The sequence below is a fragment of the Sanguibacter hominis ATCC BAA-789 genome, assembly GCF_012396185.1.
In the GTDB taxonomy this organism is placed as follows: domain Bacteria; phylum Actinomycetota; class Actinomycetes; order Actinomycetales; family Cellulomonadaceae; genus Flavimobilis; species Flavimobilis hominis.
Map to the genome: position 1 here is coordinate 530924 of NZ_JAAXOW010000001.1, position 14932 is coordinate 545855.

Sequence of the window (14932 nt, forward strand, 5' to 3'; positions counted from 1 at the left end):
CCCGCCCCCTTGCGGGGGCGAGCCCTTCGTCATGCCACGACGTCAGATCGTGGTCACTCCCACTCGATCGTGCCCGGCGGCTTGCTCGTCACGTCGAGCACGACACGGTTGACGTCCTTGACCTCGTTCGTGATGCGCGTCGAGATCGTCGCGAGCACCTCGTAGGGCAGGCGCGACCAGTCCGCCGTCATCGCGTCCTCGGACGAGACGGGACGCAGGACGATCGGGTGACCGTAGGTCCGGCCGTCGCCCTGGACGCCGACCGAGCGGACGTCGGCGAGCAGCACGACCGGGCACTGCCAGATCTCCCTGTCGAGACCAGCCTTCGTCAGCTCCTCGCGCGCGATGAGGTCCGCGGCGCGCAGCGTGTCGAGGCGCTCCTGCGTGACGTCGCCGACGATGCGGATGCCGAGCCCGGGGCCCGGGAACGGCTGACGCCAGACGATCGCCTCGGGAACGCCGAGCTCGAGACCGACCGCGCGCACCTCGTCCTTGAACAAGGCACGCAGCGGCTCGATGAGCGAGAACTGCAGGTCGTCCGGCAGGCCGCCGACGTTGTGGTGGCTCTTGATGTTCGCCGTGCCCTCACCGCCGCCCGACTCGACGACGTCGGGGTAGAGCGTGCCCTGGACGAGGTACTTGACCTCGCCGCCGTGCTCGCCCGCGTCCGCGACGACCTCACGCGCAGCGTCCTCGAAGACGCGGATGAACTCGCGGCCGATGATCTTGCGCTTCGTCTCCGGGTCGCTCACGCCCGCGAGCGCGTCGAGGAAGCGCTGCCGCGCGTCGACGACCTTGAGCTGGACGCCGGTCGCCGCGACGAAGTCCTCCTCGACCTGCTCTGCCTCCCCCGTGCGCAGCAGACCGTGGTCGACGAACACGCACGTGAGCTGGTCGCCGATGGCACGCTGCACGAGCGCGGCTGCGACGGACGAGTCGACGCCGCCCGAGAGACCGCAGATGACACGGTCGGAGCCGACCTGCGCGCGGATCGCGGCGACCTGCTCCTCGATGATGTTGCCCGGCGTCCAGCTCGGCTCGAGGCCGGCGCCCACGTAGAGGAAGTTCTCGATCGCGTCCTGGCCGAGCGGGGAGTGCTTGACCTCGGGGTGCCACTGCATGCCAAACAGGCGGCGGTTCGTGTCCTCGAACGCGGCGACGGGCGAGCCCTCCGACGTCGCGAGCACCTCAAAGCCCGCGGGCGCCTCGTGGACCGCGTCGCCGTGGCTCATCCACGTCGTCTGGGCGCCCGGCGACCCCTTCAGGAGCGAGCCGGTGCTGCGGATCTCCACGCCGGTGCCGCCGTACTCGCGGGCGCCCGTCTGCGCGACGGTGCCGCCGAGCGCCTGGGCCATGGCCTGGAATCCGTAGCAGATGCCCAGGACCGGCACGCCGGCCTGGAACAGGGCCGGGTCGACCGAGGGGGCACCCTCGGCGTACACGGACGCTGGTCCGCCCGAGAGGATGATCGCGGCGGGGCGCTTCGCGAGCATCGCGTCCACCGGCATCGTGTGCGGCACGATCTCCGAGTAGACGCGCGCCTCGCGGACGCGTCGCGCGATCAGCTGGGCGTACTGGGCGCCGAGGTCGACGACGAGGACGGGACCGTCAGGGTTCGAGGTGGTGGTCACCCGACAAGGATAGTGGGCGCCCCCACGGCCGGTCGCGGCGTCTCAGGGCGCCTGCGTCACACCCGGGGCTGCGTCGCTGCCGCCGCCCGCCGCGGCGCGCTCCGCGCCGTCGAGCAGCGCCGTCGCCTCCGCGTGGACCTTCTTCTCGACGACGAACGACATGACGGGCACGACCCCCGCGAGCACCATCGTCACGAGGCGGCCGAACGACCACCGCATCTTCGACCACAGGTCGACGACCGTGACGAGGTACACGACGTAGATCCAGCCGTGCGCGAACGGGATCCACCTGAGGTACCGCATGACCGAGTCGGGCGCGTGGAACGCGTACTTCAGCAGCAGCTCGACGCACAGCACGAGCAGGAAGGTGCCCGTCACGAGCGCGAGCACGCGGTACCGGGACACCGCCCCGCGGGCGCGGGCGATCCTCGTGGGCAGGTCGATCGCGGTCACTCGTGCTCCTCCAGGCTCGGTGCGGGCCGTGCGGAAAACATGTTCGTGGATGTCAGGCCCACCGCCCATGCTAGAGGGGTGCGACACCTTCCCCTCCCCCGGCTCGGAACCCCCGACACCCGTTCCCCGGCGCGCTTCCTGTGGTGGCAGGCGCGCCAGCAGAAGGGCGTGCTCGCGCTCGCCCTCCTCATGGGCGTGCTCACGTTCGGGGCGCAGACGGTCATGCCGTACGTGGTCGGGGCCGCGCTCGACTCAGGCCTGGAGTCGGGGCTCGACGCGGAGCTCGCCCGCTGGGTGCTGATCCTGCTCGCTGCCGCCGTCGTGCAGGTCGTGACGGCTGCGCTCGGCCACCGCGCCGACGTCGTCAACTGGATGCGCGCCGCGTTCGCGTCGGCGGAGCTCGTGAGCGACCGCGTGACGGTCGCGGGCCACACGATCAGCGAGGAGCTGCCGACGGGCGAGGTCGTCACGACCGTCGCGAACGACGCGCTGCGCCTCGGCGAGGTCTACGCGAGCGCCGCACGCCTCGTGGGTTCGGTCGTCGCGTACGTGGTCGTCGTCGCGGTCATGGTCCCGATGTCGCTCGAGCTCGGGCTCGTCGTCGCGCTCGGCCTGCCGGTCGTCGCGGCCGTGCTCGCGCTCCTCGTCAAGCCGCTGCAGGCCCGCCAGGCGACGCAGCGCGAGACGCAGGGCCGGCTGACGACGCTCGGCTCGGACACCGTCTCGGGCCTGCGCATCCTGCGCGGCATCGGTGGCGAGAAGGTCTTCGCCGACCGCTACCGCGCGCAGTCCCAGAAGGTCCGCCGGGCGGGAGAGCACGTCGCCGTCACGCAGTCGTGGCTCGACGCCCTCCAGGTGCTGCTCCCCGGGCTCATGGTCGCGCTCGTGCTGTGGCTCGGCGCCCGTCAGGCGGTCGCGGGGACGATCACGCCCGGCGAGCTCGTGACGTTCTACGGTTACGCGGCGTTCCTCACGTGGCCGTTGCAGAACATCACCGAGTGCATCCAGTTCCTCACGCGCGCCGTGATCGCGTCGCGCAAGATCATCCGCGTCCTGTCGACCCAGCCCGCGACGGGCACGACGCCCGTGCGCGCGGCGATGCCCGCGCCGGGTGCCGAGCTCGTCGACGAGACGAGCGGCGTGACCGTCACCCACGGGCGCGTGACCGCCCTCGTGTGCGCGGACCCGGACGAGTCGGCGGCCGTCGCGACACGCATGGCGCGGCTCGACGACGACGCGGAGGCAAGCACGCCCGTGCGCCTCGGCGGGGTGCTCCTGCGTGACCTCGACAAAGCCGGGCTGCGGTGTCGGGTCGTGCTGAGCGAGGCGACACCGCACCTCTTCTCCGGGACGCTGCGCACCGAGCTCGACGTGCGCGGCACGGCGTCCGACAGCGACATCCTCGCCGCGCTGCACGTCGCGGACGCGCAGGACGTCCTCGACTCCACGCCGGGCGGGCTCGACGGAGAGCTCGCCGAGAAGGGCCGCACCCTCTCGGGCGGTCAGCGCCAGCGCGTCTCGCTCGCCCGCGCGCTCCTCACGGACGCCGACGTGCTGCTCCTCGTCGAGCCGACGAGCGCCGTCGACGCCCACACCGAGGCGCGCATCGCCGAGCGGCTCGCCGCTGCACGGCGGGGCCGCTCGACGCTCGTCGTCACGGCGAGCCCCCTCGTCCTCGAGCACGCCGACGAGGTGCTCTTGCTGCGCGACGGCGTCGTGCGCGCCCGAGGCACGCACCACGAGCTCCTCGCCGCGACCACCGAGGCCGGGCACCACTACCGGACGATCGTCGGGCGCTCGCTCGACGAGGACGACGACCGCGCCGACGAGCGCAGGACGGAGGTCGCACGATGAGCGCGACGAAGCTCCCTGTCGCCGACAGCGCGACCGTGCGCCGGCGGACGGCCGCGCTGCTGCGCAAGCACTCCCGCACGCTCGCGGGAGTCACCGGCCTGCACACCCTCGCGGCGCTCGCCGGGCTTGTCGGGCCGCTCCTCGTCGGGCGTCTCGTCGACGACCTGTCCGGCGGCACGACGGTCGCGCACGTCGACCGCACGGCGCTCGTGCTCGTCGCCGCGGTCGTCGCCCAGGCCGTCCTCGTGCGGTACGCGCAGCGCAACGCGCGGATCTACGGCGAGTCGCTGTTCGCCGAGCTGCGCGAGGACTTCGTCGACACCGTCACCGGGCTGCCCCTGTCGACCGTCGAGAGCGCCGGCACCGGCGACCTCGTCGGCCGCACGACGAACGATGTCGACCGCATCCAGTACGCCGCCCGCTTCGGGGTGCCGCGCGTGCTCGTCGCCGTCGTGACGATCGTGTTCACGCTCGCCGCGTCGTTCGTCCTCGCGCCGCAGGTCGCAGTGATCATGCTCGCGCCGGTGCCGCTCGTCGTGCCCGTCGTGCGGTGGTACCTGAAGCGTGCGACGCCGGGCTACCAGCGCGAGTCCGCCTCCTACGCGCGCCTCAACGGGACGATCACCGAGACGGTCGAGGGCGCACGCACGGTCGACGCGCTCGACCTCGGTGCGTCGCGTCGCGCCCGCGTGCGCGACGACCTGAGCGAGGCCTTCCAGGCTGAGCGGTTCACGCTCTACCTGCGCACCGTGCTGACGCCCGGCATGGACTCCGCATTCATGCTCGCGCCGATCCTCACCCTCGTGTGGGGCGCGTTCCTCGTCTCCCAGGGCTGGGCGACGATCGGTGCGGTCACCGCGATCGTCCTGTACGGGCGCCAGATGGTCGGGCCCGTGTGGGAGCTCGTGTTCTGGTTGGACGAGATGCAGGTCGCCGCGACGTCGCTCGCGCGCCTGTTCGGTGTCGACCTCGTCGACGACGACCGCACCGCGTCGGGCGAGGTGCCGACGGCGGAGGACGTGCGGGCACGCGCCGTGCGCTACGCGTACCGCGAGGGCCACGACGTGCTCCACGGGATCGACCTCGACCTGGCCCCGGGCGAGCGCCTCGCGGTCGTCGGGCCGTCGGGAGCGGGCAAGTCGACGCTCGGACGCATGCTCGCCGGCATCCACCCGCCCACGGGCGGCTCGGTCTCGGTCGGTGGCGTCCCGCTCGTCGAGCTCCCGCTCGAGGACCTGCGCGGGCACGTCGCGCTCGTGACGCAGGAGCACCACGTGTTCGTCGGGACGGTCGCGGACAACCTGCGGCTCGCTGCCGCGGACGCGTCCGAGGAGGACCTGCTCGCGGCTCTCGACGCGGTCGCCGCCCGCGGGTGGGTCGAGGAACTGCCCGAAGGCCTCGACACCGCGGTGGGCTCGGGTGGCCACGCGCTCACGCCCGCGCAGGCGCAGCAGGTCGCGCTCGCACGTCTCGTGCTGCTCGACCCGCACACGCTCGTCCTCGACGAGGCGACGTCGCTCCTCGACCCGCGCGCCGCACGGGACCTCGAGCGGTCGCTCAACGCTGTGCTCGAGGGCCGCACCGTCGTCGCGATCGCGCACCGCCTGCACACGGCGCACGACGCCGACCGCGTCGCCGTCGTCGACGGGGGGCGCATCACGGAGATCGGTCCGCACGCCGAGCTCGTCGCAGCTGGCGGCGACTACGCGACGCTGTGGCACTCCTGGCAGTCGGACTCCCCGACCAGGTGAGACCGGCCGCGGGCGGGCCTGGTGCTCTCGAGCGTCAGGCCCGCTCGTCGTCCCGCGCCGGCGAGGCGTCCCCGCTCGTGGGCGCGGGCTCGGGCTCGGCGCGCGGCTGGAGCGCCTCCCAGCCCGTGAACGCGTCGTCGTCACGCTCGGCTCGGGACTCGTCGCGCACGGCCTGCAGCCACAGGCCGACCGCGAACAGGCCGAAGATCCACCACTGCACCGCGTAGAACAGGTTCTGCAGGTTGAGGCCGCCGTCAGAGCCCTCGAGGCGCGGACGGTCGAGGAGTGCGAGGCTCTCCGCCCCCGGGTCCGCAGGATCGCTCGCCGACTGCACGAGGTACCCCGAGTACACGGGGCCGCCCCACACGTTCGCGAGGTGGCCCGAGCTGATCGAGTCGGTGATCCCCTCGCCGACCATGCCCGTGCCGACCGACTCGGACGTCTGCAGGTACCCGGTCACCGTCACGGTCCCGGGCGCGGGCGCGACCGCGTCTCCCGGCGACGCGACCCAGCCGCGCACGACGGGCAGGACGGGCGGGCCCGAGAGGTCCGCCCACGTCGCTCCGCCGGCGCCGTCGTCCGACACCCGGAGCGGAGAGAGCACGAGGTAGCCCGTGAGGCCGGCGTGGGCGCGGCCCTCGACGAGGAGCTGGCCGTCCTCGAAGGTTCCCGTCACGCTCACGGTCTTGCCGACGAGCGCACCGCTCATCCCGACCTGCGGCGCGAGGACGTCCCCGATGGGCACGGGGCCTGCGGAGGTGAGCTCGTCGATGCGGTGCTGCTCGGCCTGCGCGCCGCGCTCCTGCGCGCGCTCGAGCTGCCAGCGACCGAGCGCGCCGCACCCGACGGCCACGACGACCACGACGACGAGCAGGACGAGCATCCGGGGGCTCAGCGCCGTCCGGACGAGATCTGCGGGTGAGAACCTCCCGCCCGGGGCCGTCGTGACCGACGTCTCACCGTGATCGTCCGCGGGCCCCTGGGACGCGTGTTCTCCGCAGGATTCCGCGCTGCTCATGCCCTCACGGTACCGGATGACCTAGGTCCCGATCCCGGCACGTGGGACTTCTGGGAACCCGCGGGTAACGGGCACCGCTGTCACAATCAGGGAGGATTGAGAAAGTCAGGAGTCCGCCAAGTTGTGCACCCGCCCCGGAGGCAGCAGATGAGCGTTCCCGTCGTTTCAGACCCCACGACCACGACAGCGGCCCAGACCGCCGACCCGCAGCGCTGGCGCCGCGGCCCCGGCGCACCGGTCGCACCCGAGACCCTCGCACGCGTCGACGCGTGGTGGCGGGCCGCGAACTACCTGTCCGTCGGGCAGATCTACCTGCTCGCCAACCCTCTCCTGCGCACGCCGCTGACGCGTGACGACGTCAAGCCGCGTCTCCTCGGCCACTGGGGCACGACGCCCGGGCTGAACTTCCTGTACGCCCACCTCAACCGGGTCATCCAGGAGCGCGCGCTCTCCACGATGTACATCACGGGCCCCGGCCACGGCGGTCCCGGCCTCGTCGCGAACACCTACCTCGAGGGCACGTACACCGAGACGTACCCCGACATCACGCAGGACGACGAGGGCCTGCGCCGCCTCGTGCGGCAGTTCTCGTTCCCCGGCGGCATCCCCTCCCACGTCGCACCGGAGACCCCCGGCTCGATCCACGAGGGCGGCGAGCTCGGGTACTCCCTGTCGCACGCGTACGGGGCAGCCTTCGACAACCCCGACCTGCTCGTCGCCGCCGTCGTCGGTGACGGCGAGGCCGAGACGGGCCCGCTCGCGACGAGCTGGCACTCCAACAAGTTCGTCAACCCGGCGAAGGACGGCGTCGTCCTGCCGATCCTCCACCTCAACGGCTACAAGATCGCCAACCCGACCGTCCTCGCGCGCATCAGCGAGGACGAGCTGCGCGCGCTCATGGTCGGCTACGGCCACGAGCCGCACTTCTTCACCGGCGGGTTCGACGACGAGTCCCCCGAGTCGCTCCACGGCCGGTTCGCCGCCCTCCTCGACGAGGTGCTCGACGAGATCGCCGACATCAAGGCGCGCGCCGCCACGGGCGACGAGTCGCGGCCGCGCTGGCCGATGATCGTCCTGCGCACCCCCAAGGGCTGGACGTGCCCGCCCGAGATCGACGGCAAGCGCACCGAGGACTCGTGGCGCGCCCACCAGGTGCCGCTCGCGAGCGCGCGGGACACCCCCGAGCACCTCGAGACGCTCGAGCAGTGGCTGCGCTCCTACCGCGCCGACGAGCTGTTCGACGAGACCGGCCGCCTGCGCCCCGAGGTCGCCGCGCTCGCCCCGGAGGGCGAGCTGCGCATGAGCGCCAACCCGCACGCCAACGGCGGGCTGCTCATGAAGGACCTGCGCCTGCCCGACTTCCGGGACTTCGCCGTCGAGGTGTCGGAGCCCGGCGACTCGCTCAGCGAGGCGACGCGCGTGCTGGGCGACTACCTGACCGAGGTCGTGCGGCTCAACCCGACGAACTTCCGGATCTTCGGTCCCGACGAGACGGCGTCGAACCGGCTGCAGTCGGTCTATGCCGCGACGTCGAAGGTGTGGAACGCCGACTACCTGCCCACGGACATGGGCGAGCACCTGGAGCGCGCGGGCCGCGTCGTCGAGATGCTCTCCGAGCACCAGTGCCAGGGCTGGCTCGAGGGCTACCTGCTGACGGGCCGCCACGGCCTGTTCAACTGCTACGAGGCGTTCATCCACATCATCGACTCGATGTTCAACCAGCACGCCAAGTGGCTCAAGGTCACGCGTGAGATCCCGTGGCGCAGGCCCATCCCGAGCCTCAACTACCTGCTGTCGAGCCACGTGTGGCGTCAGGACCACAACGGCTTCTCGCACCAGGACCCGGGGTTCATCGACCACGTCGTCAACAAGAAGGCGGAGGTCGTCCGCGTCTACCTGCCGTTCGACGCGAACACGCTCCTGTCGACGTACGACCACTGCCTGCGCAGCCGCGACTACGTCAACGTCGTCGTCGCAGGGAAGCAGCCCGCGCCGAACCTGCTGTCGATGGACGACGCCGTCGCGCACACGACGCGCGGCATCGGCATCTTCGACTGGGCGGGCACCGAGGTGCCCGGCACCGACCCCGACGTCGTGCTCGGGTGCGCGGGCGACGTGCCGACACTCGAGGTGCTCGCCGCGGCAGACCTGCTGCGCCAGCACATCCCCGAGCTCAAGGTGCGCGTCGTCAACGTCGTCGACCTCATGCGGCTGCAGGACGCGACCGAGCACCCCCACGGCCTGACGGACCGCGACTTCGACAACCTGTTCACCACGGACAGACCCGTCGTCTTCGCGTACCACGGCTACCCGTGGCTCATCCACCGCCTCACCTACCGCCGTGCCGGCCACGCCAACATCCACGTGCGCGGGTACAAGGAGGAGGGCACCACCACGACACCGTTCGACATGGTCATGCTCAACGACCTCGACCGGTTCCACCTCGTGATCGACGTGATCGATCGCGTGCCAAGCCTGGGCTCGAAGTACGCGAGCCTTCGCCAGCACATGCAGGACGAGCGCCTCAGGGCGCGCGAGTACACGCGGAGCCACGGGGAGGACCTCCCCGAGATCCGTGACTGGGTATGGCCCGACGCCGGTAACACCGGTGCGGGCACCGACGGTCAGAAGGCGACCGTCGCTACTGGAGGCGATAACGAGTGACAACGACGGGTCGGAACATCTACATCACCTCGGCGGAGGGCGAGACCGGCAAGTCGACGGTCGCGCTCGGCATCGTCGACCTGCTCACGCGACGCGTGCAGAGGGTCGGAGTGTTCCGGCCCGTCGCCCGCTCGACCCAGCAGCGTGACCACGTGCTCGAGCTGCTGCTCGCGCACGACGGCGTCGACCTCGACTACGAGCAGTGCGTCGGCGTGACGTACGACGACGTGCACGCCGACCCGGAGGCCGCGCTGTCGACGATCGTCACGCGCTACCACCAGGTCGAGGCGCGCTCCGACGTCGTCGTCATCGTCGGCACCGACTACACCGACGTCGCCGGTCCCACCGAGCTCGGGTACAACGCGCGCATCGCGGCGAACCTCGGTGCGCCCGTCCTGCTCGTCGCTAACGGCAACCGTCGCACGCCCGAGTCGGTGCGTCAGAGCGTCGACGTCGCGATCGCCGAGCTCACGGGCCATCACGCGCACGTCGTCGGTGTCCTCGCGAACCGCTGCAACCCCGCACAGGTCACCGCCGTGCGCAGCCAGCTCGCGACGCCCGAGCGGCCCGCGTGGGCCATGCCCGAGGACCCGTACCTCACCGCACCGACCGTGCGTCAGCTCACCGAGGCGGTCGACGGCACCCTCATCGCGGGCGACGAGGAGCTCATGGGCCGCGAGGTCCTCGACGTCCTCGTCGGCGCCATGTCGATCGAGCACCTGCTCGACAGGATCACCGACGGCTCCGTCGTCATCACCCCCGGCGACCGCTCGGACATCCTGCTCGGCCTGCTCACCGCGCACGCGGCCAACGGCTTCCCGAGCCTCGCCGGCGTCATCCTCAACGGCGGGTTCACGCCGCCGCCCGTCGTCACCCGGCTCGTCGAGGGCCTCGACGCCCGCCTGCCGATCATCACGACCGACCAGGGCACGTTCCGCTCCGCGTCGATCGCGTCGCAGACGCGCGGCCTCGTCACGGCGAGCACCCAGCGCAAGATCGACACCGCACTCGCGCTGTTCGAGCAGCACGTGGACGGCGACGAGCTGCTCGACATGCTCGCGGTCGCCCGCACCGAGGTCGTCACGCCGCTCATGTTCGAGTACGAGCTGCTTAGCCGGGCCCGCGCGGACCGCAAGCACATCGTCCTGCCCGAGGGCAACGACGACCGCATCCTGCGGGCCGCGTCCACGCTGCTCCAGCGGCAGGTGGCCGACCTGACGATCCTCGGCGACGAGCGCGACATCCTCGCGCGCGCCGCGGGCCTGGGCCTCGACCTGTCGGGCGCCCAGATCCTCGACCCGTCCGAGGGTGAGCTCTTCGAGCGGTTCGCCGAGGAGTACACGAAGCTGCGCGCCCACAAGGGCATGACGGTCGAGCGTGCCCGCGAGATCGTCCGCTCGGTCTCCTACTTCGGCACGATGATGGTCCAGCTCGGCCTCGCCGACGGCATGGTCTCGGGTGCCGCGCACACGACCGCGCACACGATCAAGCCGTCGTTCGAGATCATCAAGACCGTCCCCGACGTCTCGGTCGTGTCGTCGGTGTTCCTGATGTGCCTCGAGGACCGCGTCCTCGTCTACGGCGACTGCGCCGTGAACCCCGACCCGACCGCCGAGCAGCTCGCGGACATCGCGATCTCCTCGGCTGCCACGGCCGCACAGTTCGGCGTGGAGCCGCGCATCGCGATGCTGTCCTACTCGACGGGCGAGTCCGGCACGGGCGCCGACGTCGACAAGGTGCGCACCGCGACCGCGATCGTCCGCGAGCGCCGCCCCGACCTCTCGGTCGAGGGTCCGATCCAGTACGACGCCGCGGTCGACGCGTCGGTCGCGAAGACGAAGCTACCCGACTCGGCGGTCGCCGGCCGGGCCAACGTGTTCATCTTCCCGGACCTCAACACGGGCAACAACACCTACAAGGCCGTGCAGCGCTCGGCCGGCGCGATCGCCGTCGGCCCCGTCCTGCAGGGCCTGCGCAAGCCCGTCAACGACCTCTCCCGCGGTGCCCTCGTCCAGGACATCGTCAACACCGTGGCCATCACGGCGATCCAGGCCCAGGGCCAGTCGCCGGCCGGCGCCTGAGAACAAGGAGCAACAACCGCATGAACCCGATCACCGCGCCGAACGGCACCGTTCTCGTCATCAACGCCGGATCGTCGTCGATCAAGTACCAGCTCGTCGACCCGGTCGGTGGTGAGGCGATCGCCTCGGGCATCGTCGAGCGCATCGGCCAGGACGTCGGCATCGTCACGCACAAGTACGCGGGCTCGGAGGCGCGCCTCGACCAGCCGGTGGCGGACCACTCGGTGGGTCTGCGGCTCGTCCTCGACCTGTTCGCGAAGCACGGACCGGACCTGGACGCGGCGCACATCGTCGCCGTCGGGCACCGTGTGGTGCAGGGCGGGGCCGTGTTCTCCGGGCCTGTCGTCGTGACGGACGAGGTCGTCGAGCAGATCCGCGCGCTCGTGCCGCTCGCTCCCCTGCACAACCCCGGCCACGTCGCCGGGCTCGAGGTCGCGCGCGAGCTGCTGCCCGACGTCCCGCACGTCGTCGTCTTCGACACGGCGTTCTTCCAGACGCTCCCGAAGGCTGCGTACACGTACGCGATCCCGCCGGCGGTCGCGGAGGCCAACCAGATCCGTCGCTACGGCTTCCACGGGACGTCGCACGAGTTCGTGTCGAAGGCTGCCGCCGAGTTCGTCGGGCGTCCGCTCGAGGACCTGCGTCAGATCGTGCTGCACCTCGGCAACGGCGCGTCCGTCTCGGCGGTCCGCGGCGGCCGTGCGGTGGACACGTCGATGGGCCTGACCCCGCTCGAGGGTCTCGTCATGGGTACGCGCTCCGGTGACATCGACCCGGCGGTGATCTTCCACCTGCACCGCGAGGGCAAGATGAGCATCGACGAGATCGACACGCTCCTCAACAAGCAGTCGGGCATGCTCGGCCTGACGGGCGAGAGCGACTTCCGGGCGATCCACGACCTGGTCGCGGAGGGTGACGCGTCGGCTGTCCTCGGTCTCGAGGTGTACGCGCACCGTCTGAAGAAGTACGTCGGTGCGTACCTCGCGGTGCTCGGGGGCGCGGACGTCATCACGTTCACGGCTGGGATCGGCGAGAACGACGACGTGGTGCGCTGGCAGGCGCTCGCCGGGCTCGAGGAGCTGGGCATCGAGCTCGACGCGGACCTCAACGCGGGCCGGATCAAGCAGCCGAAGGTCATCTCGACGCCGTCGTCGCGTGTCACGGTCCTCGTCGTGCCGACGAACGAGGAGCTGGCGATCGCGCGTCAGGCGGTCGAGCTCGCGGGCTGACGAGCGAGAGACGGCCGGGCCGCGACCGGCCCGGCCGTCCGCTCACGCAGGCTCCCCGCGCGAGGTAGGGGTCTGCACGTGAGACAGGGGCCTGTACGTCACGACGTGACGTGCAGGCCCCTGTCTCGTTGCTCGGGCGGGCGGCTCAGCCCGGCGGCTCAGCCGAGGGCGAGCGCGGCCACCACCTCGGCGTCCATCGCCGCGACCGCGGCCTCGCGCGCCGTGGTCGCGTCCGCGGCGCCGAGCGCCGCGTCGGCGACGGCGCGCGCCTGCTCGCGCGTGTGCGCCGCGAGCGCGAAGCGCACCGCCGGGACCGCGGTCGCGGACATCGACAGGCTCGTGACGCCGAGGCCCGCGAGGACGACAGCCATGGCCGGGTCGGCTGCGGACTCGCCGCACACGCCCGCGGGTTTGCCCGCCTCCCCCGCTGCGGCGGCCGTCGCCGCGACGAGGTCGAGGACAGCCGGCTGCCAGCGGTCGATGAGGTCGCCGAGCGCGCCGCACAGGCGGTCGGTAGCCATCGTGTACTGCGCGAGGTCGTTCGTCCCCATGGACACGAAGTCGACCTCGGCGAGGATCGCGCGGGCGCGCAGCGCTGCCGCAGGGACCTCGACCATGACGCCGACCGTCGTCAACCCGTGGGACCGGGCGGCAGCGGCGAAGTCGCGTGCCTCGGCTGGCGTCGAGACCATCGGCGCCATGACCCACGGCTCCACGCCCGTCTCGCGCGCGGCGTCCGCGAGGGCGGCGAGCTGCGTGTCGAGGAGGTGCGGGACGGTCCGCACGAGGCGGTAGCCGCGCACGCCGAGGGCGGGGTTCTCCTCCTCGGCCTGGTCGGCGAACGCGAGAGGCTTGTCGGCGCCTGCGTCGAGGGTCCGTACGACGACCTTGCGACCGCCCAGGGCGCGCAGGACGCGCGCGTACTCGCGGGCCTGCTCCTCGCGCGTGGGGGCAGTCGTCCGGTCGAGGAACATCACCTCGGTGCGGAACAGGCCGACACCCTCGACGGCCGCCGGGGCGACCCTCTCGGCGTCGTCGGGGCTGCCGATGTTCGCCAGGAGGGCGACCGGCGTGCCGTCGGCGAGAGCGCCGGCAGAGGTGTCCTCGGCGAGCCGCGCGGCGAGCTCGGCGCGACGCGCGAAGACCGCTGCGACGTCGTCCGACGGGTCGGTCTCGACGGTCCCGGCGAGCGCGTCCACCGCGACCGTCGTGCCCTCAGCGAGGTCGAGCGCCCCGGCGACGCGGACGACGCACGGGATGCCGAGCTGGCCCGCGATGATCGCGGTGTGGCTCGTGGTGCCACCGAGCTCGGTCACGATGGCCCGCACGAGGCGCAGGTCGAGCGCAGCGGTGTCGGCGGGGGCGAGGTCCTCGGCGACGATGACGGCCGGCCCGGTCAGGGAGGGCACCCCGGGCTGGGGCAGCCCGAGGATCTGGGCCGCGACCCGGTCGCGGACCGACCGCAGGTCGGTCACCCGCTCGGCGAGCAGGCCGCCCGCCGAGGTGAACATGTCGACGAACGTCCCCACGGCGGCGTCGAGCGCCGCGACCGGCGCGGCACCGTCGGCGACGCCGGCGAGGGTCTTCTTGCGCAGGGCGCGGTCGGTCGCCATCTGTGCGGTCGCCCGCAGCACGGAGGCCGCCGGCTCGACGGCGCCGTCAGCCTGGGCCCGCAGGCGGCCCGCGACCACGTCGAAGGCGTCGACGACCGCGGCCTCGGCTGCCTCGCGGTCTGCGGGGGCGCTCTCGGAGATCCCGGCCGCCGGCGGTCGCGCGACGTGCACGACAGGGCCGATGGCCGCGCCGCGGCCGACGCCGGCCCCGGTGAGGATGCGGTCGTCGGTCATGTCAGTCGTCCTCGTCGAGGTCGCGCTCGAGGAGCGCGACGAGCTGGTCGAGCACCTCGTCGGCCTGGGGGCCCTCGGCCTCGAGCGTGACCTCGTCGCCGTGCGGCACACCGAGGGACATGACGAGCAGGATGCTCGCGGCGTCGACCGGCTCCTCGGAGCCGTGGGCGATCGTCACGTCGACGCCGGAGTCGGCGACGGCCTGCGTGAAGATCGAGGCGGGGCGGGCGTGCAGTCCCGAGCGGGACGCGACGGCGACGGTACGGCTGGGCATCTGGAGCTCCTGGGGGTGCGGGCAGGTGATGCTGCCCTGGGTGGTGGGTCTGTGCGAGCGCCGCGACGGTGGCGGCGCTGCTCCGGCCGGGCGGCCGGCGAGGGCGCGTGCCGGGCGTGGGGCCCGGCAC

The 14932-nt window shown here is 72.3% G+C and carries 10 protein-coding genes; 5 read left to right on the plus strand and 5 right to left on the minus strand.

Going from position 1 to position 14932, the window contains the following annotated elements; genetic code table 11:
* Positions 1–53: 53 nt before the first annotated feature.
* Positions 54–1631: a glutamine-hydrolyzing GMP synthase gene (gene guaA / locus HF995_RS02440; RefSeq protein WP_168446216.1), complete on the minus strand. Its 1578-nt coding sequence runs from the start codon at positions 1629–1631 to the stop codon at positions 54–56.
* Between the two features lie 42 nt (positions 1632–1673).
* Complete coding sequence (locus tag HF995_RS02445) at positions 1674–2084, minus strand: DUF3817 domain-containing protein (RefSeq protein WP_350308702.1); 411 nt, start codon at positions 2082–2084, stop codon at positions 1674–1676.
* 78 nt (positions 2085–2162) lie between these two features.
* On the opposite strand from HF995_RS02445, the gene HF995_RS02450 reads away from it, so the two are divergent.
* Positions 2163–3938 carry an ABC transporter ATP-binding protein gene (locus tag HF995_RS02450; RefSeq protein WP_350308703.1) on the plus strand — a complete coding sequence of 592 codons (1776 nt, stop codon included), beginning with the start codon at positions 2163–2165 and terminating at the stop codon, positions 3936–3938.
* Complete coding sequence (locus tag HF995_RS02455; protein WP_168446218.1) at positions 3935–5689, plus strand: ABC transporter ATP-binding protein; 1755 nt, start codon at positions 3935–3937, stop codon at positions 5687–5689. The genes HF995_RS02450 and HF995_RS02455 overlap by 4 nt, the downstream gene beginning before the upstream one ends.
* A gap of 34 nt (positions 5690–5723) precedes the next feature.
* On the opposite strand, the gene HF995_RS02460 is transcribed toward HF995_RS02455, so the two are convergent.
* A complete protein-coding gene (locus tag HF995_RS02460; protein WP_168446219.1) occupies positions 5724–6707 on the minus strand; it encodes an SURF1 family protein in 984 nt (327 codons plus the stop codon).
* Between the two features lie 147 nt (positions 6708–6854).
* Between HF995_RS02460 and HF995_RS02465 the strand changes: the two genes are divergently transcribed.
* Genes HF995_RS02465 through HF995_RS02475 form a run of 3 tightly spaced genes read left to right on the plus strand, consistent with a single transcriptional unit; the run spans position 6855 to position 12681 of the window.
* Positions 6855–9371, plus strand: coding sequence for a phosphoketolase family protein (locus HF995_RS02465; RefSeq protein WP_168446220.1), 2517 nt, complete (start codon positions 6855–6857; stop codon positions 9369–9371).
* Positions 9368–11452 carry a phosphate acetyltransferase gene (gene pta, locus HF995_RS02470; RefSeq protein WP_168446221.1) on the plus strand — a complete coding sequence of 695 codons (2085 nt, stop codon included), beginning with the start codon at positions 9368–9370 and terminating at the stop codon, positions 11450–11452. The genes HF995_RS02465 and pta overlap by 4 nt, the downstream gene beginning before the upstream one ends.
* Before the next feature lie 20 nt (positions 11453–11472).
* Positions 11473–12681: an acetate/propionate family kinase gene (locus tag HF995_RS02475; RefSeq protein ID WP_168446222.1), complete on the plus strand. Its 1209-nt coding sequence runs from the start codon at positions 11473–11475 to the stop codon at positions 12679–12681.
* A 158-nt stretch (positions 12682–12839) separates the two neighbouring features.
* On the opposite strand, the gene HF995_RS02480 is transcribed toward HF995_RS02475, so the two are convergent.
* Both HF995_RS02480 and HF995_RS02485 read right to left on the minus strand, forming a co-directional pair.
* Positions 12840–14528 carry a putative PEP-binding protein gene (locus HF995_RS02480; protein WP_168446223.1) on the minus strand — a complete coding sequence of 563 codons (1689 nt, stop codon included), beginning with the start codon at positions 14526–14528 and terminating at the stop codon, positions 12840–12842.
* A gap of 1 nt (position 14529) precedes the next feature.
* Positions 14530–14802 carry an HPr family phosphocarrier protein gene (locus HF995_RS02485; protein ID WP_098457481.1) on the minus strand — a complete coding sequence of 91 codons (273 nt, stop codon included), beginning with the start codon at positions 14800–14802 and terminating at the stop codon, positions 14530–14532.
* Positions 14803–14932 lie beyond the last annotated feature (130 nt).